Here is a 22,133-nt window from a genome sequence, read left to right on the forward strand (position 1 = left end):
AGTGCATGACGCAAGTCACGGTGAAACAACTGGCCGATGAGGTCAAAACACCGGTAGAGCGCCTGCTGCAGCAGATGCGTGAGGCAGGTCTGCCGCACACCGCCGCCGAGGAACATGTGAGCGACAGTGAGAAGCAGTCGTTGCTGACTCACCTGAAAAGCAGCCACAAGGCGAAAGTGGAAGAACCACGCAAAATCACTTTGCAGCGCAAGACCACCAGCACCCTGCGGGTTGCTGGCAGCAAGAGCATCAGCGTTGAAGTGCGCAAGAAGAAAGTCTTCGTACAGCGCAGCCCGGAAGAAATCGAAGCCGAGCGTCAACGCGAACTGGAAGAACGTCGCGCAGTAGAAAATGCTGCTCGTCAGAAGGCTGAAGAAGAAGCCAAGCGTCGCGCCGAAGAAGAAGCGCGTCGCCAGCCTGCTCCGGTTGCCGAGCCGGTTGCTGCGCAAGCAGCAGCTCCTGCTCCAGCACCTGTAGTCGAGCCTGTGCAGGAAGCTCCGGTGGCCACTGCGGCTCCAGCAGCTGACGCGCGCAAGAAAGACGAACAGCGCCGTCCGGACAAGACCCGCAACGACGACAACCGTCGTGGCGGCGATGGCGAGCGCAAAAATGCTCCGCATCGTGCTTCGGTCAAGGAAAAGGCGCCAGCTCCGCGCGTTGCCCCACGTACCACCGACGAAGAAAGCGATGGCTTCCGTCGTGGTGGTCGCGGCAAGGCCAAGCTGAAGAAGCGCAATGCCCACGGTTTCCAGAGCCCAACCGGGCCAGTGGTACGTGACGTGCAGATCGGCGAGACCATCACTGTGGGCGAACTGGCCCAGCAGATGTCGGTCAAGGCTGCCGAAGTCATCAAGTTCATGTTCAAGCTGGGTACTCCAGCCACCATCAACCAGGTTCTGGACCAGGAAACTGCCCAGCTGGTTGCTGAAGAACTGGGCCACAAAGTGACCCTGGTCAGCGACACCGCCCTGGAAGATTCCCTGGCCGAGTCCCTGAAGTTCGAAGGTGAAGCGGTTGCCCGTGCGCCGGTCGTGACCGTAATGGGCCACGTTGACCACGGTAAGACCTCGTTGCTGGACTACATCCGTCGCGCCAAAGTGGCCGCGGGCGAGGCCGGCGGCATCACCCAGCACATCGGTGCCTACCACGTAGAAACCGAGCGCGGCATGGTCACCTTCCTCGACACCCCTGGTCACGCCGCGTTTACCGCCATGCGTGCCCGTGGTGCCAAGGCCACCGACATTGTGATCCTGGTGGTTGCAGCGGACGACGGCGTGATGCCGCAGACCGTTGAAGCCGTTCAGCACGCACAAGCTGCCGGCGTTCCGCTGGTGGTTGCGGTGAACAAGATCGACAAGCCGGGCGCCGACCTGGACCGTATCCGCAGTGAGCTTTCGGTTCACGGCGTGACGTCCGAAGACTGGGGTGGTGATACTCCATTCGTACCGGTCTCCGCGAAAATGGGTACCGGTGTCGACGACCTGCTGGAAGCTGTTCTGCTGCAGGCCGAAGTCCTGGAACTCAAGGCGACTCCTTCGGCCCCGGGCCGTGGTGTCGTGGTCGAGTCCCGCCTCGACAAGGGCCGCGGCCCGGTAGCTACCGTGCTGGTTCAGGACGGTACGCTGCGTCAAGGCGACATGGTGCTGGTCGGTTCGAACTATGGCCGCGTGCGCGCCATGCTCGACGAGAACGGCAAGCCAATCAAGGAAGCCGGTCCTTCCATTCCGGTCGAGATCCTCGGCCTGGACGGTACTCCGGACGCTGGCGACGAGATGAGCGTGGTTGCCGACGAGAAGAAAGCCCGTGAAGTGGCTCTGTTCCGTCAAGGCAAGTTCCGCGAGGTCAAGCTGGCCCGTGCTCACGCCGGCAAGCTGGAAAACATCTTCGAAAGCATGGGCCAGGAAGAGAAGAAGACGCTCAACATCGTCCTCAAATCCGACGTCCGTGGTTCGCTGGAAGCTCTGCAAGGCGCTCTGAACGGCCTGGGCAACGACGAAGTGCAAGTGCGCGTAGTGGGCGGCGGCGTCGGTGGTATCACCGAAAGCGACGCCAACCTGGCACTGGCCTCCAACGCTGTACTGTTCGGCTTCAACGTGCGTGCCGATGCCGGCGCACGCAAGATCGTCGAGCAGGAAGGTCTGGATATGCGTTACTACAACGTGATCTACGACATCATCGAAGACGTCAAGAAAGCCCTGACCGGTATGCTGGGCAGCGACGTTCGGGAGAACATCCTGGGTGTTGCCGAAGTTCGCGACGTGTTCCGCTCGCCGAAGTTTGGCGCGATCGCCGGTTGCATGGTCATCGAAGGTGTCGTGCACCGTAACCGTCCAATCCGCGTACTGCGTGAAGACATCGTTATCTTCGAAGGCGAGCTGGAATCCCTGCGCCGCTTCAAGGATGACGCCTCTGAAGTACGTGCCGGCATGGAATGCGGTATCGGCGTGAAGAGCTACAACGACGTCAAAGTCGGCGACAAGATCGAAGTCTTCGAGAAGGTCCAGGTTGCTCGCAGCCTCTGACTCGCGCACTTCAAGAGCCCTGATGGCCGCTCGCATGCAAATGCACGGCGCCCTCGGCGGCCTCTAAACGCAACGCCCGGTCTGGCTTCTGCCAGGCCGGGCGTTTGCCGCTTTCAGACCACACGGGTTTCACCGTGAGGCAGTAACAGGTAACAAGACATGGCAAAAGAATACAGCCGTACCCAACGTATCGGTGATCAGATGCAGCGCGAACTGGCGCAACTGATCCGTCGTGAAGTCAAGGATCCACGCGTCGGACTGGTGACCATCACCGCCGTGGAAGTCAGCCGCGACGTCGGCCACGCGAAGATCTTCATCACCGTGATGGGCCAGGAAAACACCGAGCAGATCGCCCAGAGCATCAAGGTGCTGAACTCGGCGGCAGGTTTCCTGCGCATGCAATTGGCCAAGGAAATGAAGCTGCGCAGCGTGCCGCAACTGCACTTCCATTACGACGAGAGCGTGGCCCGCGGGGCGCACCTGTCGGCCCTGATCGAGCGTGCCGTGGCTGAAGACAGCCAGCATGGCGACGCGCCTGCCCCTGAAGACGCCAAGGAGTAAGCGGTGGCTCAGGTCAAGCGTATCCGTCGTAACGTCAGCGGCATCATCCTCCTGGACAAGCCGCTGGGCTTCACCTCCAACGCGGCGCTGCAGAAGGTCCGTTGGCTGCTCAACGCCGAGAAGGCCGGCCACACCGGTAGCCTCGACCCCCTGGCCACCGGCGTTTTGCCGCTGTGCTTTGGCGAGGCCACCAAGTTCTCGCAATACCTGCTCGATTCCGACAAGGGTTACGAAACCCTGGCTCAGTTGGGCAAGACCACCACCACCGCGGACGCTGAAGGCGAAGTTTTGCAGACCCGCGAAGTGACCGTTGGTCGTGCCGATATCGAGGCGGTATTGCCGGAGTTTCGTGGCGAAATCAAGCAGATACCGCCGATGTACTCGGCCCTCAAGCGCGATGGCCAGCCACTCTACAAACTGGCTCGTGCAGGGGAAGTGGTGGAGCGTGAACCGCGTTCTGTTACTATTGCGCGCTTGGAATTGCTCGCCTTCGAAGGTGACACTGCTCGCCTGGCGGTGGACTGCAGCAAAGGCACCTATATCCGCACCCTGGTGGAAGATATCGGTGAAAAGCTCGGCTGTGGTGCCTACGTTGCAGAACTGCGACGGACCCAGGCCGGACCTTTCAGCCTGGCCCAGACGGTCACCCTGGAAGAGCTTGAAGCAGTGCACGCCGAAGGCGGCAACGAAGCGGTAGACCGCTTCCTGATGCCATCGGACAGCGGTCTGCTGGATTGGCCGCTGCTGCAGTTCTCGGAGCACAGCGCGTTCTACTGGCTCAACGGCCAGCCGGTACGTGCCCCGGATGCACCGAAGTTCGGCATGGTGCGGGTACAGGATCACAACGGTCGCTTCATCGGTATCGGTGAAGTGAGCGAAGACGGGCGCATCGCGCCGCGTCGACTGATTCGGTCAGAATGACCGGACGAGGGTGGCTGTTAACAGGCACGGTCACTACTCATTTATAGATACAGGGATTTGTCCCTGGCCTGTTGAAACTGTTCTTGAACAGTTTCCTGATATAAGGATTGCCCACATGGCACTCAGCGTTGAAGAAAAAGCTCAGATCGTAACCGACTACCAGCAAGCTGTTGGTGACACTGGTTCGCCAGAAGTGCAAGTTGCACTGCTGACCGCCAACATCAACAAACTGCAAGGTCACTTCAAAGCCAACGGTAAAGACCACCACTCCCGTCGTGGCCTGATCCGCATGGTAAACCAGCGTCGTAAGCTGCTGGACTACCTGAAAGGCAAGGACCTGAGCCGTTACAGCACCCTGATCGGTCGTCTGGGTCTGCGTCGCTAATCAGCGATTGCGCTATGAGGTTGGTTGTTTGCCATGCGTCAGCGGTTTTTCCGCCGGCGTATGGCAGGCTTCCAGCCTCAAGTTTTATCTGCTGCACTGTTTTACCTGGACAATAAAGGCTGGGCCGATTCCCCGCATTGCCCAAGAATTTCGCAAGAAGCAAGTTTCCCCAAGAGCCACAAAGAAGGTAGGACACCGTGAACCCGGTAATCAAAAAATTCCAGTTCGGTCAGTCGACCGTAACCCTCGAGACTGGCCGTATCGCCCGTCAGGCCTCCGGCGCAGTATTGGTCACCGTTGACGACGACGTCAGCGTATTGGTGACCGTGGTTGGCGCCAAGCAAGCCGATCCAGGCAAGGGCTTCTTCCCTCTGTCTGTTCACTACCAGGAAAAGACTTACGCTGCCGGTAAGATCCCTGGCGGTTTCTTCAAGCGCGAAGGCCGTCCTTCCGAGAAAGAAACCCTGACCTCGCGTCTGATCGACCGTCCGATCCGCCCTCTGTTCCCAGAAGGCTTCATGAACGAAGTGCAGGTTGTCTGCACCGTGGTTTCCACCAGCAAGAAGACCGATCCGGACATCGCTGCGATGATCGGTACCTCGGCTGCCCTGGCGATCTCCGGCATTCCTTTCGACGGCCCGATCGGCGCCGCTCGCGTGGCTTTCCACGAAAGCACCGGCTACCTGCTGAACCCGACCTACGAGCAACTGGCTGCTTCGAGCCTGGACATGGTCGTGGCCGGTACCGAAGAAGCCGTACTGATGGTTGAATCGGAAGCCAAAGAGCTGACCGAAGACCAGATGCTGGGCGCTGTACTGTTCGCCCACGACGAATTCCAGTCGGTGATCAAGGCTGTCAAAGAGCTGGCCGCCGAAGCTGCCAAGCCTACCTGGGACTGGGCTGCTGCCCCAGAAGCCACCGAACTGCTGGGCGCTATCCGTGCCGAGTTCGGCGAAGCCATCTCCCAGGCTTACACCATCACCGTCAAGGCCGACCGTTACGCTCGCCTGGGCGAGCTGAAAGACCTGGTGGTCGCCAAGCTCTCCGGTGAAGAAGGCCAGCCTTCGGCGTCCGACGTCAAAGCCGCTTTCGGCGAGATCGAATACCGCACCGTTCGCGAAAACATCGTCAACGGCAAGCCGCGTATCGACGGCCGCGACACCCGCACCGTACGTCCGCTGAACATCGAAGTTGGCGTACTGCCCAAGACTCACGGTTCGGCCCTGTTCACCCGTGGCGAAACCCAGGCCCTGGTGGTTGCGACCCTGGGTACTGCCCGTGACGCACAGCTGCTGGACACCCTGGAAGGCGAGAAGAAAGACCCCTTCATGCTGCACTACAACTTCCCTCCGTTCTCGGTGGGCGAGTGTGGTCGCATGGGCGGCGCTGGTCGTCGTGAAATCGGTCACGGCCGCCTGGCCCGTCGTTCGGTCCAGGCCATGCTGCCAGCCGCCGACGTGTTCCCTTACACCATCCGCGTAGTATCGGAAATCACCGAGTCCAACGGTTCCAGCTCCATGGCTTCCGTGTGCGGTGCTTCCCTGGCGCTGATGGACGCTGGTGTACCAATGAAGGCGCCGGTTGCCGGTATCGCCATGGGCCTGGTCAAGGAAGGCGAGAAGTTCGCAGTCCTGACCGACATCCTGGGTGACGAAGACCACCTGGGCGACATGGACTTCAAGGTAGCCGGTACCGCCAAAGGCGTCACCGCGCTGCAGATGGACATCAAGATCAAGGGCATCACCGAAGAGATCATGGAGATCGCCCTGGGCCAGGCCCTGGAAGCTCGCCTGAACATCCTCGGTCAGATGAACCAGATCATCGGTCAGTCCCGTACCGAGCTGTCGGCCAACGCTCCGACCATGATCGCGATGAAGATCGACACCGACAAGATCCGTGACGTCATCGGTAAAGGCGGCGCCACCATCCGCGCGATCTGTGAAGAAACCAAGGCTTCGATCGACATCGAAGACGACGGCTCGATCAAGATCTTCGGCGAAACCAAGGAAGCTGCAGAGGCCGCGCGTCAGCGCGTTCTGGGCATCACCGCGGAAGCCGAGATCGGCAAGATCTACGTCGGCAAGGTTGAGCGCATCGTCGATTTCGGTGCCTTCGTCAACATCCTGCCGGGCAAGGACGGTCTGGTGCACATCTCCATGCTGAGCGACGCTCGCGTTGAGAAAGTCACCGACATCCTGAAAGAAGGCCAGGAAGTGGAAGTGCTGGTACTGGACGTGGACAACCGCGGCCGTATCAAGCTGTCCATCAAAGACGTGGCAGCAGCCAAGGCTTCGGGCGTTTAATCACCCTTTAGCCTTACGCTGAACAAGCAGGCGCCCCGACTGGTTCGGGGCGTTTTGCTATCTGCAATAAAAGCCTCTCGGTTGCCGGCCCGGGGCGCTGGTGCTAGGTTTTAGCCCACGCCGGTGTAGCTCAGTCGGTAGAGCAGCGCACTCGTAACGCGAAGGTCGCAGGTTCGATTCCTGTCTCCGGCACCACATTTCGGGTTGAGAGCAGTTTATGGCTGTCTAAACCCACCCTCCCAACAAAGTTCGCCAGGCTTTGAATAAGCGCCCTTGAAAGGCAGGAAACTACGGAGCACCCGCAAAAGTGTGCTCTGGAAGTTTCAGAGGTTCCCGGTGCTATTCAATTGAGCGCTCCTATAGTTGTTTGTGGACGTGCGCCTCATTGTTCATGCGGATTTAGCAGCCAGAGAGACTTGTATCAACGAAGACTTTCCGCGCCTGTACTCAGCATCCTGTACTGAGTTTCCGGCTTTATCTGGTTTCGGTGTTTTTGTGTCTGGACGAGGTTAGTGCCCAGTTGCTCACACCTGTGCGGGTCATGAACCGGGTGGTAGCAGCCAGGGGCATTGCGCATAATGACGCCCGCAAATCATGGAGTGACCGGTGTGAAGAAGTGGAAGTTGGCTTTGGCCGGCGTAGTGTCGCTGTCCCTTGCAGCCTGTGAGAAAGGACCCTCTTATGAGTTTGAAGGGGAATATTTTGCCGCTGAAGGCGAAGACTGCACGACGCCAACGAACACCAAAGACCTGGAGCAATATTTCTTAAGAATAACCAAGCAGGTACAGGGAGGAAGTGTGTTGTATTCCGCTGAGTTTCCTGCTGCTTCAAGGGCTCGGCTGCCTGTTGTCAGCGCGCAAAGCGTTTCACCAGGCGATGATAATGAACTGACTTTCAATTTCACTGAGACCAAGGTGCCGGAGAGTCGTCCAGAGAGTCCGACATTGAATTTCGTAGTCACTGTCATCCCTAATCAAAGCAAGGAAGGGTATCTATGGCTGACTAGAGCCGGGATCCTCATAGCCAAGGATGGGGAAGTAAAGGAGTTCGATATTCTCGATAATCTAAGAAGGCTTATCGATGTCGGGCAGACAGGAGCTTGCTTGAGAAAAGGAACAGCTACGGCTGTGGGTTCCTAGCTCCGTAACCTGGTGAAACACCGGCATGAAATATCGCTGCGGCTGCATCTGCGAAATCTCGTTCTCTGAGGGTGCTGCCGGGCTGGCGTCTGCCGATGGCTTGGAAAACCTGGAGTTTTTCTCCAATGGGTGCATCAGGTCATATAAATCGTGGGCCAAAGGTCCTATATTCGGTCCCTGTCTGAGTACCAGCATGCTGTTTTCAGATGATCCAGAATGGTTCTGAAGGCCAGATAAATCGAAGTTCACAACGATTTTTTGCGGCAGAGAGATCCCAACGATCCAGATCCATCTTCCATTCCCACGATCAGAGAGAACGAGATGATTCCTAAAGAGGCAAGAATCGACGTAGCGCTTGAAAGGTACCTGGCTGCCACGCCTTCCTTGCAAGAGGAAATCAGCGCCCTGAGCCCGGAAGAGCAGAAGCAGCAGGCGCAATGGGCGTTCGAGGACGAGGCGGAATCCCGCGGCATCGAGCCATGGGAACTGGTGCTCGATCTGGTGGCAGAAACACCGGAGGAACTGAAGGCCATGCGCCTGGAGGTGCATCAGGAAGTTGCTGAAGCGCTGGGCATGGACCTGGAGGACTATCTGCAGCTCAACGAGATCGACGGTTGAGCACGACGCCAGCCTGAACCAGGCTGGCGTTTTTCATGGCTCAGAGGCTCAAGCGCATGGACAGGTCCAGCGCTTTCACGTCCTTGGTCATGGCACCGATGGAAATGTAATCCACCCCGGTCTCGGCGATCGGGCGCAAGGTGCTTTCGTTGATCCCGCCACTGGCTTCGAGCTTGGCCTTGCCGGCGTTCAGGCGCACGGCCTCGCGCATGTCGTCCAGGCTCAGTTCGTCGAGCATGATGATGTCGGCCCCAGCGGCCAGGGCCTCCTTCAGTTCCTCCAGGCTTTCCACTTCCACTTCCACCGGCTTGCCCGGGGCGATCCTGTGGGCGGCGCTGATGGCCTGGGCGATACCGCCGCAGGCAGCGATATGGTTTTCCTTGATCAGGAAGGCGTCATACAGGCCGATGCGGTGGTTGTGGCAACCGCCGCAGGTGACCGCGTACTTCTGTGCCAGGCGCAGGCCCGGCAGGGTCTTGCGGGTATCCAGCAGCTTGACCTGGGTATCGGCGACAAAGTCCGCCAGGTACCGCGCGCGGGTGGCCACGCCGGACAGCAGTTGCAGAAAGTTCAGGGCACTGCGCTCGCCGGTGAGCAGCGAGCGGGCCGGGCCTTCGAGGTGGAAAAGCACCTGGTTGGGCACCACCCGCTCACCGTCGGCTACTTGCCAGTGCACAGCGACCCGCGGGTCCAGCTGGCGAAAGACCGCATCGACCCAGGCGGTGCCGGCGACTACTGCGGCTTCGCGGGTAATGATGGTGGCCTTGGCCAGACGTTCGGCCGGGATCAGTTGCGCGGTGATGTCGCCGCTGCCGATGTCTTCCAGCAACGCACGGCGCACGTTGGCTTCGATTTCGGCGGTCAGGTCGGCGAGGCGTAGATTCGGCATAACGGGCTCCACAAACAAAGTGCGCCGATTATAGGGCCAGGGGATCAGCGAACCCAAGGTGGCAAATGCCTGCAAGGCATTGGCGAACCTGTCCTGGATGGCTTTGTCTGATGAATAGGAGTGACTTTTCTTGAGTTGCTAGGGGTTATTTCGGAGGAGGCCACAGAGTCTGCTGGCGCAAGAGGGGACTTTTACAAGATAATATGACTTGTAATTGACGTCATAGCTTTGACGTGTCTTTGGCTTCCCCCTAAATGAAGTGCAGTGGAGTGCATGCGCCTCCGCTGAGAGCCGGCTGTGAGCGTCGTCGGCTTGACTGAATCTTGATCTCGAACCGAAGAAAAACCTTTCCAGGAGGCTTGGATGCACAACGACGGGAATGTAGTGCCTTTGCACAAGGCCGCTACAGATCAGGCGACCGCTTCGCCGCTTGCCCGCCTGCCTGTGATTCTGCTTCAGGTCCGAGACAAGGCCGCCCAGCAATTGCGCCACGGCTTGCAGGAACTGTTTGATAACGCTGATGACACCCTGTTCGAAATGGCCGATCGGGCCCGCAACAACGTCGAGCAAAACACCCTCTTCGAAGCCATGCGCGACCTGCGGCTGAAGCGCAAGAGCATCGAGCGCGGTTTCCTGGAGGCGTTCTTCCAGGCTTTTGCCTGCCTGGTGCAGTATGACCCGGCCATGGCCATTCCCCATGCCGTGGTCTACGACCCATCACTGGATCCGTCCCACGATGACTTGGAAAAGACCGTCGCGGTGGATGCCATGGTGGCCAAGGTGCTCAACCGTGATGGCTTCGCCCTGGGGCAGTTGACGGAGCGCCTGAGTGTGCTGCTGGGGCGGCGCCTGGTGGATGGGGACAACCCCCTGGGGCCGGCGCTGCTCTGCGAGTATTTCCTCCAGGCCGGGCGCAGCCTGGGGGTGGAAATCAAGGTCAAGCTGATCATCCTCAAGTTGTTCGAGCGTTATGTGCTCAGCGATGCCGAACAACTCTATGCCGAAGCCAACCAACTGCTGATCGCCACCGGGATCCTGCCGGAACTGATGCCTGCTCCGGCCCGCCGGGCGGCCGATCGAGCCCAGGCCGAGGCCCGTGCGTCAGCGACCGAGGGGGGCACGGCGAAATCCAGCCAGTCGCAGCTCGACGAGAGCGTGCAGGAAGTTTTCGCCGCCCTGCAGACCCTGCTGTTTCATGTGCGTGGCAGCGTGGCGCCGACCCTGGAAGCCAGCGCCGAAACCCAGCCGATTTCCACCCGCGACCTCATGCGCCTGCTGTCGCACCTGCAGCAATACGTGCCGGCGCCCAGCGCCCAGGACGATTTCGACCTGCGCAACCAGTTGGAACAATTGCTCACCCGGGTCAGCGTCAAGAGCGGCAAATCCCGGGTGGTGGATGTGGCCGATGAAGACGTGATCAACCTGATCGCCATGCTCTTCGAATGCATTCTCGATGACCGCAACCTGCCCGACTCGCTCAAGGCGCTGATTGGCCGCCTGCAGATTCCCATGCTCAAGGTGGCGGTGCTGGACAAGAGTTTCTTCAGCCGCGGCAATCACCCGGCCCGGCGCCTGCTCAATGAGATCGCCGCTGCAGCCATGGGCTGGGGCGGTTGCGATGACCACCAGCGCGACAGTCTGTACCTGCGGATCGAGCAAGTGGTGCAACGCCTGCTCAGCGAGTTCAGCGATGACCCGGCGATCTTCTCCGAGCTGCTGGCGGACTTCCTGGCCTTCACTGCCGACGAGCGGCGTCGCGCCGAGTTGCTGGAGCAGCGTACCCGTGACGCCGAGGAAGGGCGGGCCAGGGCCGAGCTGGCCCGGCGCCGGGTAGAGCAGGCCCTGAATGACGCCCTGCTGGGCAAGGTGTTGCCGCAGAAGGTGGTGGATTTTGTCCGCGAAGCCTGGAGCCAGGTGATGCTGCTCAGTTGCCTCAAGCACGGCGACGACTCGCCAGAGTGGCAAACTGCGGAGCAGACCCTGCTGGAGCTGATCTGGAGCGTGCAGCGCCATGAACAGCCGGATACTGCCATGCGTCTGCTGGCGCTGGTGCCGGGGTTGCTCAAGGGCCTGCGCGAGGGTTTGAGCGCGGCGGCTTTCGATCCTTTCGCTACCAGCGAGTTCTTCAGCCAGCTGGAGCTCCTGCACTTGCAGGCATTCGAGCGCGAGGCTCAGGCCCCGCAACTGCAGGGTGCCGTACTGGAAGCAGACCCTGCACACATGATCGTGGTGGCCGAAGAGATTGTCCTGCCCAGTGCCGAAGAGGGCCCGCTGGAAGTCGCGCCGCTGGCGTTGCCGGCCAGCGACCCCAGCGTGCAATGGGTGGATCAACTGCGGCTTGGGGCCTGGGTCGAATTCCTGGAGGACGAGGACAACACCCTGCGCTGCAAACTGGCGGCGATTGTTCCCCATCCGGTGGCCAAATACGTGTTCGTCAACCGCACCGGCATGAAGGTGCTGGAGCGTACGCGCATGGGCCTGGCCCTGGAGTTCCAGCGCGGCGCAGTGCGCGCCCTGGATGACACCCTGCTGTTCGACCGCGCCCTGGAATCGGTGATCGGCAACCTGCAGCGACTCAATCACGGCAAGTGATCGCAACCCGAGGGGATAACGCGGCATACTGGGCCACCCAAGGCTTTAGTTGAAGGAATCGGTATGCGGCTGGACCCTGCCACGGGGTGGTGTCATGGCGTACGGCATTGCCCGTCACCCAATTTCAATGAACGTCCGGCGGGCGAGATTTCCCTGCTGGTGATTCACAACATCAGCCTGCCGCCGGGGCAGTTCGGCACCGGCAAGGTGCAGGAATTCTTCCAGAATCGCCTTGATGTCACAGAGCATCCCTATTTTGCCGGGATCGCCGATCTGCGTGTTTCTGCGCATTTTCTGATCGAGCGTGACGGCGCCGTCACCCAATTCGTTTCCTGCCTGGATCGGGCCTGGCATGCCGGTGTCTCGAGTTTCCAGGGGCGTGAGACGTGCAACGACTTTTCCCTGGGCATCGAACTGGAAGGCACCGATGATCAGCCTTTCAGCGATGCTCAATATCACTCGTTGATCAGCCTGAGCAGGCAACTGCGGCGGGCCTTCAGCGACATCACGCCACAACGGATCTGCGGGCATAGCGACATCGCGCCCGGGCGCAAGACCGACCCGGGCCCGGGATTCGACTGGGTACGCTTTCGTGCCGCCTTGGAGAAGGGGGAAGGACAATGAGTTTTCTGGTGTTGCTGTTGGCGGTGTGGATCGAGAAGTTCTCGGCCCTGCGCCAGCGGGTACAGCGTGATGGCTGGTGGCTGGGGGAACTGGCGCGGCTGGAGTCGAGCCCGCGTATGGCCGGGCATCCGTGGTGGCTGCTGATCGTCATGGTGTTGCTGCCGGTGGCGCTGCTCGGGCTGTTGCTGCTGGTGCTGGAGCCCATCGCTTATGGCTTGCTGGCGCTGCCGGTGCACCTGCTGGTGGTGATCTACGCCCTGGGTCGCGGCGATCTGCTGGGTGAGCTGGGCCCGTTCCGTGACGCCTGGCGGCGTGAGGATCTGCAAGCGGCAGCCCATGTCGCAGAACGTGACCTGGGCATCTGCGCCGAAAATGGCGAACAACTGCTGGAGCGAGTGCAGGGCCACCTGCTGTGGCAGGCCTTCCAGAGTTTCTTCGCGGTGATCTTCTGGTACTTCCTGCTGGGGCCGGTAGCGGCCCTGAGCTATCGCCTGTTGGCTCTCGCCGCCGAACATGGCAAGAACCCCGCCCTGGTCGAACGCGCGGGGCAGTTGCGACATGCCTTCGACTGGTTGCCGGTGCGCCTGCTGGCGGCGAGTTTTGCCCTGGTGGGCAACTTTGTCGCAGTCGGGCGGGTGATGCTCCACGAGTTGCTCAACTGGCATATCGGTGCCGCGCAGTTGGTGGAAAAGGTCGGCCTGGTGGCCGCGGAAATCCCGCCGCCGGAAGTCGGGCCCGAAGGTATCAATAGCCTGGATCGTATCTGGGAGCTGTTGTTGCGGGCGGCGGTGCTCTGGTACGCCGGCTTTGCCCTGTGGACCGTCCTGGCCTGAGGTAAGCAAGGGCTGGCCCCAACCGCCCACCGAGGGTTTTCTGGCGCAGCGCATCGCAGAGAGTGCGACGGCTGCGCCGTCGATCGGCAGCAAGCTCCCTCGCCACAGCCCGCGAGCGTCCCCTGGATGCCGCGCTGGCGGTTAACTTTAAGTTACAAAACCTCCCACGAAATTGAGCTATACAGACGGAGCGCCGAATAGTGGCTATCTGCTGCCTTCGCCTGCCTGCCAATAACAATAAAAGAAAAGGGAGACTTCTTTGTGAAGAGCTTGCTCTATCCCGCTGTCGCGCTGATGAACCGCCTGAGCTTCGGCATGAAGTTCAGCCTGATCAGCGTGCTGTTCTTTCTACCCATGCTGGTGACCAACTTCTATCTGGTGCGCGACTCCTACCGCGAATTCCAGGGCACCCGGGTCGAACTGCAAAGCCTCGACCTGCTGGGCAGCAGCCTGGCCCTGCGCCGAGACCTGGAAACCCTCAATAACCTGGTGCAGATCAACGCCAGCCTCGGTCAGTCCGGCAAGGCAGGGGACCTGGAAGGCAAGATCGTGGCCCTGGAGAAATCCGTGCTGGAACGCCTGCAGGCCTTGCAGGCGGTGACCACGGACCCACAGCAGGTGGAGGTCTTCAACGCCAAGCGCGATGAACTGGTTGCCGCCTTCAAGACCCAGCAAGTGGAAAGCTCGCTGCTGAACAAAAGCGGCCTGATCGGCAAGTTGCTGGGCAGCGCGCAGTTGTTCAGCCAGATCATCGCCAGCCAGTCGGGCCTGAGCCGCGATGGCCAGGGTGACATTCGCCAGCTCAGCGAGCTGATCACCAGCGTCACCCCGCAGGTTACCCAGATCCTCGGTGAAGGCCGGGCCATGGGCGCCTACTCCCTGGGCCAGGGGTTCCTCAATTCCTCGTCCAGCACGCGTTTCGACGAATTGCTGGTACAGATCGAAAAGCTCCAGGCCGAATACGGGCTCAAGTTGCAGGATGCCCTAGGGTCCAGCCGCGCTGCCCACGATGCTCTCGACACGCTGGCCACGACCAGCAAGGGCAGCCTCAAGCAGGCCAGCGAGCTGTTCGAGGAGCAGGTGGTGATGGCCGATACCCTGGATGCGCCCTGGCAGGCCTTCTACGACCAGGTCAGCGGGCTGATGGCGCAGACCTACCAGCTCAATGAAGGCACCTTGAAATTCCTGGATGTCGAGTTGCAAAAGCGCCTGGAGCAGAACCGTCGCCACATGGTGCTGCTGGTGGCGGCCCTGGCCCTGGTGTTTCTCTCCATCGTCTACCTGTACGGCGGTTTCTACGCTTCCACCCGCACCACTCTGCGGCGCCTGGGCGCAATGATGGACAAGGTAGCGGCGGGGGACATGACCGTCAGCTTCACCGCCCACAGCCGCGACGAACTGGGGGAACTGGGCAGTGTGTTCAACGGCACCGTGCTGAAAATCCACGACCTGATCGAGCGGGTTGGTCACACCGTCAGTGAGGTGGAGCGCCAGGCCGGGCAAGTGCAGAGTGTATCGGCCCAGAGCAATCAGGCCGTGGCTGGCCAGCGCACCCAGATCGAGCAAGTGGCCACGGCGATGAACCAGATGTCCGCCACCTCCCAGGAAGTGGCTCGCAGCGCCGCGGCGGCGGTCAGCAGCGCCCACAGCGTGAACGACGAAACCATCAGCGGCCGCGGGCTGGTGGAGTCCCAGCAGGGCAGCATTGCCCGGCTCGCCAGCGAGATCGACCAGTCGGTGCTGGTGATCAACCAGCTGGCCAGCGACAGCCAGTCCATCAGCCGGGTGCTGGAGGTGATCAAGAGCATCGCCGAGCAGACCAACCTGCTGGCCCTCAATGCGGCCATCGAGGCCGCGCGCGCCGGTGAGCAGGGCCGTGGTTTTGCGGTGGTCGCCGATGAGGTACGGACCCTGGCCAAGCGTACCCAGCAGTCCACCGAGGAAATCGAGGACATGATCGGCAAGCTGCATGGCGGCGTCAGCGCGGCGGTCAAGGCCATGGGCAGCAGCCACGCCATGGCCAACGGCACGGTGGACCAGTCGGAGAAGGTCCAGCAGGCGCTGGAAAACATCCTTGGTGCAGTAGGCATGATCGTCGACCAGAACCAGCAGATCGCCGCGGCCGTGGAGCAGCAGACCGCGGTGGCCCACGACATCGACCAGAACATCGTCGAGATCAATCGTGCCGGCGAGCGTACTGCCGAGGGCGCGCACCAGACCGAGGATGCCAGCCGGCAGTTGTCGGCCCAGGTGGTGCAACTGAAGCAATTGATCGGCGCTTTCCGCGTCTGAGCAACGTGCTCCCGCTCTTGGCGAGGCCCCGGAAACCAGGGGCTTCGCTGCTTTGCATACAATCGGTAGTAAATGAATGCTTTGTTTGTCGCGTGTTTCCTGTTTTCCTGCGCGTCTGATTTTTCAGCCCTGGTGATCCCGCAGGCTGTTCGACCAGTTGGCCATGTGCCTTGCATGGCCCTGAGGAAATACGTTGATGACTGCCACTTCTGGAATCCAGGGCCGCTGCGCCCATTGCCAGACCCTTCTTGAACTCGAACCCTGGCAACTCAATGCCATGGCGTTGCACGAACCCTTCAACTGCCACCATTGCCACAAACCGCTGAAGCTCAGTTGCCCCCAGCAGATCAAGCGCCTCAAGTCCCTGGGGTCGTTGGCCACCCTGCGCGCGACCCTGATCGTGCTGTGTGCCACGGTGCTACTGGTGACCCTGGTGCTGGAGTGGGTCGGGCTGGTGAGCCTGGGCCAGCAACTGAGCGTTTCCACGCTGATGCTGGCGAGCTACCTGCTGGTGATGGGGATTGCCCGTCGGCGCCAGCGCCGGCCACTGCTGCTACAGGCCGGCTGAAGACCAGCCGAACAGTTCGCAGGCGTTGCGGGTGCTGGCGCTGGCCAGTTGCTCGGAGGTGATGCCGATGATCTCTGCCAGGGCGGCGCAGATGGCCGGCAAATGCTGCGGGCTGTTGCGCTGGCCGGGGAACATCGCCGGGGCCATGTCCGGTGAATCGGTTTCCAGCACCACGGACTCCAGGGGCAACCCGGCGATCACCTTGCGCAAGCGCAGGGCCTGGGGCCAGGTAGCGGCGCCGCCCAAGCCCAGCTTGAAACCGAGCTTGAGGTATTCCCGGGCTTCCTCGCGGCTGCCGGCGAAGGCGTGGATGATGCCGCCGCGCTTGAGCTTGAAGCGCTTCAAGGTGGCGATCACCGCCGCGTGGCTGCGCCGCACGTGTAGCAGGGCGGGCAAGTGAAAGTCCGCTGCCAGCTGCAACTGGGCTTCGAACAGCGATTGCTGGCGTTCGCGGTCCAGTTGTTCAAGAAAGTAATCCAGGCCGATCTCGCCCACCGCGCACAGCTGCGGATGCCCCGCCAGGCGTGTCAGCCAGTCGCCCAGTTGCTTGAGGTCGGCGGGTTGATGAGCGTCCAGATAGACCGGGTGCAGGCCAAAGGCCGCGTATAACCTGGCATCGTTCTGCACCAGGTCCCAGACCCGCTGCCAATTGGCCTGATAGACCCCCAGCACCACCATTCGCGAGACTCCCCGGGCGCGGCTGTCCGCCAGCAGCGCCTCACGGTCGTCGTCGAAATCCGGAAAATCCAGATGGGTGTGGCTGTCGATCAGCTCCATGCTTCAAGCCTGTCGGATACGCTGTTTGAAGGTCCGCGCGATGGCCTGAACGCCAGGCTGGTAATGCGCTTCTTCAATCGCCGCCAAGGCCAGTTGCAGGGCTTTTTCGGCGATCAGTTGATGCTGCTGGGCCATGGCGTTGACCGGCAGCGGCAGGAAATCCAGCAACTGGGTATCGCCAAAGGTGCCCAGGCGCAGCGGCCGGGATTTGAGCGGGAAGTCGTGCAAGGCATCGAATACCCCTTGCAGCAGGACATAGGAGGTGGTCACCAGGGCATCCGGCAGATGACCCAGGCGCTGCAGCAGCTCTTCCATCAGCTGGCGGCCGCAATCACGACTGAAGGCTTCGCCGTGCTCGATCAGCACCTCGCCGCCGAAACCCTCGAGGGCCTGGCGGAAACCGGCGGCACGCTCCTGGCTGATGCTCAGTTCCGGGCGCGCACCGATCAGTACGATCTGCTTGGGCTCAGGCTCAAGCAGGCTCTGGGTCAGGTGCAGGCTGGCTTGCAGGTCATCGCTGATCACCGAGCAGAACAGCTCGGGCGGCATCACCCGGTCGATGGCGATGATCGGCAGGCCCTGGGCCTGCAACTGCTGGTAGCTGTCGTCTTCCGGCGGCAGGCAGCTGGCGACGAATAGCGCGTCGCAACGCCGGGCGCGGAACAGCTGGAGCAATTGTCGCTCGCTGTCCGGAGCGTCGTCGGAGCTGGCGATCAGCAGCTGATACCCTCGGGCCCGGGCGCCTTGCTCCAGCAGCTTGGCGATGCGTGCGTAGCTGGGGTTCTCCAGGTCCGGGAGAATGAAACCCAAGGTACGGGTGTGCCGGCTGCGCAAGCCGGCCGCCTGGGGGTTGGGCGTAAAGCCGTGTTCTTCCACCACCGCCCGCACCCGTTCCACGGTGGCGTTGCTGATGCGTTGTTGTTCGGCCTTGCCGTTGATGACGTAACTGGCGGTGGTCACAGACACACCGGCCAGGCGAGCGATATCACTGAGTTTCAACCCGGGATTTCCTTGTTTTTGGTGCTTGCCCCGATATTTTCGCCAATCCTACCTGATCTGGGCAGGCGACCAACGTCGGAACCGGCAATCGACCAGAAGGACTTCAAGCGCTCGAGATTATGGAGTAACGTACCAAACTTGCTAGATTAAACGTTTCAGCAAGCGTATTTTCTAGGCCCAAGCCCGAACGGAAAACGCCCCTGCCAGGCACCGAGTCCCGTTTGTGGCAGTAAAGACGCCTACGCTGCTTACTTAAAACAATACCTAGCGCCGCCCCCTGCCGCGCTAAATAGGAGAAGCCATGCTCGAGCTCACTGTAGAGCAGATATCCATGGGCCAGTCGGCTGTGGATAAGTCCGCGGCGTTGCACTTGCTGGCCGGCAAACTGGTGGCGGACGGCCTGGTGGCCGAGGGTTACCTGGCTGGTCTCCAGGCCCGCGAAGCCCAGGGCTCGACCTTTCTTGGCCAAGGCATCGCCATTCCCCACGGCACCCCGGAAACCCGCGACCAGGTCTTTGCCACCGGTGTGCGCCTGCTGCAGTTTCCCGACGGCGTGGATTGGGGCGACGGGCAGATCGTCTACCTGGCCATCGGCATCGCGGCCAAATCCGACGAGCATTTGCGACTCCTGCAACTCCTGACCCGCGCCCTGGGTGAAACCGACCTGGGCCAGGCCCTGCGTCGCGCCAGCTCTCCCCAGGCCCTGCTCAAGTTGTTGCAGGGCGCACCCCAGGAACTGGCGCTGGACGCACAGATGATCGGCCTCGGTGTGGCGGCGGAAGATTTCGAAGAGCTGGTCTGGCGCGGCGCTCGCCTGCTGCGCCAGGCCGAGTGCGTGAGCAACGGCTTTGCCGCGGTGCTGCAACAGGTGGAGGCGCTGCCCCTGGGTGACGGCCTGTGGTGGCTGCACAGCGAGCAGACCGTGCTGCGCCCGGGGCTGGCGTTCGTCACCCCGGACAAACCCATCCGCTACCTGGGCCAGCCCCTCAGCGGCCTGTTCTGCCTGGCCAGCCTGGGGGAAGCCCACCAGGCCCTGCTGGAGCGCCTGTGTGCGCTGCTGATCGAAGGCCGTGGCCAGGAATTGGGCCGCGCCACCAGCAGCCGCGCAGTCCTGGAAGTGCTCGGTGGCGAGTTGCCGGCGGACTGGCCCAGCGCCCGCATCGCCCTGGCCAACGCCCACGGCCTGCATGCGCGCCCGGCCAAGGTGCTGGCGCAACTGGCAAAGAACTTTGAAGGCGAGATCCGCATCCGCATCGTCGATGGCAAGGATTCTGCGGTCTCGGTCAAAAGCCTGAGCAAGCTGCTGAGCCTAGGGGCGCGGCGCGGCCAGGTACTGGAACTGATCGCTGAACCCAGCATTGCCGCCGATGCCTTGCCCGCGTTACTGGCAGCCATCGAAGAGGGCCTGGGCGAAGAGGTCGAGCCATTGCCGGCTGTCAGCACGCCTCGGCAAGAGCCACAAGAGGTCGTCGAGCCGCTCAGCGCCCCGGCCTCCGGCAGCCTGATCCAGGCCATCGCCGCTGCGCCCGGCATCGCCATCGGCCCGGCCCATATCCAGGTCCAGCAAAGTATCGATTACCCACTGCGGGGCGAGTCCACCGCCATCGAGCGCCAGCGCTTGCAGCAGGCCCTGGCCGAGGTCCGCGAGGACATCCAGGGGCTGATCCAGCGCAGCCAGGCCAAGGCCATCCGCGAAATCTTCATCACCCATCAGGAAATGCTCGACGACCCCGAACTGAGCGATGAAGTGGACACCCGCCTCAAGCAGGGCGAAAGCGCCGAAGCGGCGTGGATGACCGTGATCGAAAGTGCCGCCAAACAGCAGGAAGCCCTGCAGGACGCCTTGCTCGCCGAGCGCGCCGCCGACCTGCGGGACATCGGCCGCCGGGTGCTGGCGCAACTGTGCGGCATTGAAACCCCGGCCGAGCCGGACCAGCCCTACATCCTGGTGATGGATGAAGTAGGCCCTTCGGACGTCGCGCGCCTCGATCCGACCCGGGTCGCCGGTATTCTCACCGCCCGCGGCGGCGCCACCGCCCACAGCGCCATCGTCGCCCGGGCCCTGGGGATTCCGGCCCTGGTGGGCGCGGGGGCCAGCGTGCTGCTGATCAAGTCCGGTACGCCCTTGTTGCTGGACGGCCAACGCGGGCGCCTGCATGTCGACGCTGATAGCACGACCTTGCAACGGGCGGCCGAAGAGCGCGACAACCGCGAGCAACGGCTCAAGGCGGCCGCCGAGCAACGTCATCAGGCGGCCCATACCACCGATGGTCACGCGGTCGAGGTGTTCGCCAATATCGGTGAAAGCGCCGGTGTCGCGGCCGCCGTGGAAAACGGCGCCGAAGGCATCGGCCTGCTGCGCACCGAACTGATCTTCATGGCCCATCCCCAGGCCCCGGACGAAGCCACCCAGGAAGCCGAATACCGCCGCGTGCTCGACGGCCTCGCCGGGCGGCCGCTGGTGGTGCGCACCCTGGACGTGGGCGGTGACAAACCGCTGCCTTACTGGCCGATCGCCAAGGAAGAAAACCCCTTCCTCGGCGTGCGCGGCATCCGCCTGACCCTGCAGCGGCCACTGATCATGGAAGCGCAATTGCGCGCCCTGTTGCGCTCGGCGGACAACCGCCCGCTGCGGATCATGTTCCCCATGGTCGGCAGCGTCGAAGAGTGGCGCCAGGCCCGGGACATGACCGAGCGCCTGCGCCGGGAAATCCCGGTGGCCGACCTGCAACTGGGGATCATGATCGAAGTGCCGTCCGCCGCCCTGCTGGCGCCGGTGCTGGCCAAGGAAGTGGACTTCTTCAGCATCGGCACCAACGACCTGACCCAATACACCCTGGCCATCGATCGTGGCCACCCGACCCTTTCCGCCCAGGCCGACGGCCTGCACCCGGCGGTGCTGCAACTGATCGACATCACCGTGCGTGCCGCCCACGCCCACGGCAAGTGGGTCGGGGTCTGCGGCGAGCTGGCGGCCGACCCACTGGCGGTGCCGGTGCTGGTGGGCCTGGGGGTGGATGAACTCAGTGTTTCCGGACGCAGCATCGCCGAGGTCAAGGCGCGGATCCGTGAACTGCGCCTGGCCCAGGTACAAACCCTTGCTCAACAGGCCCTGGCCGTCGGCAGCGCCAACGAAGTGCGCGCCCTAGTGGAGGCCATGTAATGGCGAAGATTCTCACCCTGACCCTCAACCCGGCGCTGGACCTGACGGTGCAGCTGGCGCGCCTGGACGCAGGGCAGGTCAACCGCAGCGACGCCATGTACACCCACGCCGCTGGCAAGGGCGTGAACGTGGCCCAGGTGCTGGCCGACCTCGGCCATCAACTGACCGTCAGCGGCTTTCTCGGGGAAAACAATCCGCAGGCCTTCGACCTGTTGTTTGCCCAGCGCGGGTTTGTCGACGCCTTTATCCGTGTGCCCGGGGACACTCGCAGCAACATCAAGCTGGCCGAAGGCGACGGGCGCATTACCGATATCAACGGCCCAGGGCCCGAGGTCAGTGAAGCCGCGCAACAAGCCCTGCTTGAACGCCTGGAACAGATCGCTCCCGGGCATGACGCGGTGGTGGTGGCCGGCAGCCTGCCGCGCGGGGTCAGCCCCGAATGGTTCCAGGCCCTGCTGCTGCGTTTGAAAAACCTCGGTCTTAAAGTCGCCCTCGACACCAGCGGCGCTGCCTTGCGCGCCGGCCTGGCGGCAGGCCCCTGGCTGGTCAAGCCCAACACCGAAGAGCTGGCGGACGCCCTGGGCAGCCCGGTGGTTTCAGTGGCCGGGCAGGCCGAGGCTGCGCGCCAGTTGCGCGCCCAGGGCGTCGAGCATGTGGTGGTGTCCCACGGCGCCGAGGGGGTCAACTGGTTCAGCCCCGCGCCGTCCCTGCAGGCCTTGCCGCCCAAGGTCCGCGTGGTCAGCACCGTAGGCGCCGGCGACTCGCTGCTGGCGGGCATGCTCCACGGCCTGCTCAGCGCCCAGCCGTTTGAACAGACCCTGCGCACCGCCACGGCGATTGCCGCCATGGCCGTGACCCAGATCGGTTTCGGCATCAGCGACAGGGTGCAACTGGCCCGGCTGGAGCAGGGGGTGCGCGTGCATCCCCTCCTAGAACAATAAGAGGGT

At 62.2% G+C, this 22,133-nt stretch carries 17 protein-coding genes and 1 tRNA gene; 15 read left to right on the forward strand and 3 right to left on the reverse strand.

The window, feature by feature from the left end; all coding sequences use genetic code 11:
* Positions 1-5: 5 nt before the first annotated feature.
* The 8 genes from infB to AC1RL5_RS06205 all read left to right on the forward strand — a co-directional run bounded on the left by infB (position 6) and on the right by AC1RL5_RS06205 (position 8,449).
* Complete coding sequence (gene infB / locus AC1RL5_RS06170) at positions 6-2,522, forward strand: translation initiation factor IF-2 (RefSeq protein WP_011059202.1); 2,517 nt, start codon at positions 6-8, stop codon at positions 2,520-2,522.
* A gap of 159 nt (positions 2,523-2,681) precedes the next feature.
* Positions 2,682-3,083 (forward strand): 30S ribosome-binding factor RbfA, encoded by a 402-nt coding sequence (gene rbfA, locus AC1RL5_RS06175; RefSeq protein WP_492589158.1) that lies wholly within the window; start codon positions 2,682-2,684, stop codon positions 3,081-3,083.
* Positions 3,084-3,086: 3 nt separating this feature from the next.
* Positions 3,087-4,004 (forward strand): tRNA pseudouridine(55) synthase TruB, encoded by a 918-nt coding sequence (gene truB / locus AC1RL5_RS06180; protein WP_011059204.1) that lies wholly within the window; start codon positions 3,087-3,089, stop codon positions 4,002-4,004.
* A 115-nt stretch (positions 4,005-4,119) separates the two neighbouring features.
* Positions 4,120-4,389, forward strand: coding sequence for a 30S ribosomal protein S15 (gene rpsO / locus AC1RL5_RS06185; RefSeq protein ID WP_011059205.1), 270 nt, complete (start codon positions 4,120-4,122; stop codon positions 4,387-4,389).
* Between the two features lie 197 nt (positions 4,390-4,586).
* The gene (gene pnp / locus AC1RL5_RS06190; protein WP_492589159.1) at positions 4,587-6,692 is read left to right on the forward strand and encodes a polyribonucleotide nucleotidyltransferase; all 2,106 of its coding nucleotides are present in this window, start codon (positions 4,587-4,589) and stop codon (positions 6,690-6,692) included.
* Positions 6,693-6,811: 119 nt separating this feature from the next.
* Positions 6,812-6,887 (forward strand) — tRNA-Thr (locus AC1RL5_RS06195).
* 413 nt (positions 6,888-7,300) lie between these two features.
* Positions 7,301-7,831 carry a hypothetical protein gene (locus AC1RL5_RS06200; RefSeq protein WP_065364627.1) on the forward strand — a complete coding sequence of 177 codons (531 nt, stop codon included), beginning with the start codon at positions 7,301-7,303 and terminating at the stop codon, positions 7,829-7,831.
* A gap of 321 nt (positions 7,832-8,152) precedes the next feature.
* A complete protein-coding gene (locus tag AC1RL5_RS06205) occupies positions 8,153-8,449 on the forward strand; it encodes a DUF6388 family protein (RefSeq protein ID WP_015634123.1) in 297 nt (98 codons plus the stop codon).
* A 40-nt stretch (positions 8,450-8,489) separates the two neighbouring features.
* Here the strand turns inward: AC1RL5_RS06205 and nadC are convergent, their stop codons facing one another.
* Positions 8,490-9,338 (reverse strand): carboxylating nicotinate-nucleotide diphosphorylase, encoded by an 849-nt coding sequence (nadC, locus tag AC1RL5_RS06210; RefSeq protein WP_015634124.1) that lies wholly within the window; start codon positions 9,336-9,338, stop codon positions 8,490-8,492.
* Positions 9,339-9,701: 363 nt separating this feature from the next.
* Between nadC and AC1RL5_RS06215 the strand changes: the two genes are divergently transcribed.
* The 5 genes from AC1RL5_RS06215 (at position 9,702) to AC1RL5_RS06235 (ending at position 16,247) form a co-directional block, all read left to right on the forward strand.
* Positions 9,702-11,930 (forward strand): DUF1631 domain-containing protein, encoded by a 2,229-nt coding sequence (locus AC1RL5_RS06215; RefSeq protein WP_492589160.1) that lies wholly within the window; start codon positions 9,702-9,704, stop codon positions 11,928-11,930.
* A 63-nt stretch (positions 11,931-11,993) separates the two neighbouring features.
* Positions 11,994-12,554, forward strand: coding sequence for a 1,6-anhydro-N-acetylmuramyl-L-alanine amidase AmpD (ampD, locus tag AC1RL5_RS06220; RefSeq protein WP_072451300.1), 561 nt, complete (start codon positions 11,994-11,996; stop codon positions 12,552-12,554).
* Positions 12,551-13,387, forward strand: coding sequence for a regulatory signaling modulator protein AmpE (ampE, locus tag AC1RL5_RS06225; RefSeq protein WP_011059211.1), 837 nt, complete (start codon positions 12,551-12,553; stop codon positions 13,385-13,387). Before ampD ends, ampE begins: the two co-directional genes overlap by 4 nt.
* Positions 13,388-14,974: 1,587 nt before the next feature.
* Positions 14,975-15,679 carry a methyl-accepting chemotaxis protein gene (locus AC1RL5_RS06230; protein WP_404940408.1) on the forward strand — a complete coding sequence of 235 codons (705 nt, stop codon included), beginning with the start codon at positions 14,975-14,977 and terminating at the stop codon, positions 15,677-15,679.
* Positions 15,680-15,875: 196 nt separating this feature from the next.
* On the forward strand, positions 15,876-16,247 hold the full coding sequence (locus AC1RL5_RS06235) for a hypothetical protein (RefSeq protein WP_072451298.1): 372 nt from the start codon (positions 15,876-15,878) through the stop codon (positions 16,245-16,247).
* Here the strand turns inward: AC1RL5_RS06235 and AC1RL5_RS06240 are convergent.
* The gene (locus AC1RL5_RS06240; protein ID WP_492589161.1) at positions 16,233-17,024 is read right to left on the reverse strand and encodes a TatD family hydrolase; all 792 of its coding nucleotides are present in this window, start codon (positions 17,022-17,024) and stop codon (positions 16,233-16,235) included. The two genes, AC1RL5_RS06235 and AC1RL5_RS06240, sit on opposite strands and share 15 nt — an antisense overlap.
* A 3-nt stretch (positions 17,025-17,027) precedes the next feature.
* The gene (gene cra / locus AC1RL5_RS06245) at positions 17,028-18,023 is read right to left on the reverse strand and encodes a catabolite repressor/activator (RefSeq protein ID WP_072451296.1); all 996 of its coding nucleotides are present in this window, start codon (positions 18,021-18,023) and stop codon (positions 17,028-17,030) included.
* A gap of 301 nt (positions 18,024-18,324) precedes the next feature.
* Between cra and ptsP the strand changes: the two genes are divergently transcribed.
* Positions 18,325-21,186, forward strand: coding sequence for a phosphoenolpyruvate--protein phosphotransferase (gene ptsP, locus AC1RL5_RS06250; protein WP_145712606.1), 2,862 nt, complete (start codon positions 18,325-18,327; stop codon positions 21,184-21,186).
* Positions 21,186-22,127, forward strand: a complete 942-nt coding sequence (gene pfkB, locus AC1RL5_RS06255) for a 1-phosphofructokinase (RefSeq protein WP_492589162.1) — start codon at positions 21,186-21,188, stop codon at positions 22,125-22,127. The genes ptsP and pfkB overlap by 1 nt, the downstream gene beginning before the upstream one ends.
* The last annotated feature ends 6 nt before the right edge of the window (positions 22,128-22,133 follow it).

The organism is Pseudomonas sp. GW822-FHT06D10 (genome assembly GCF_058799535.1).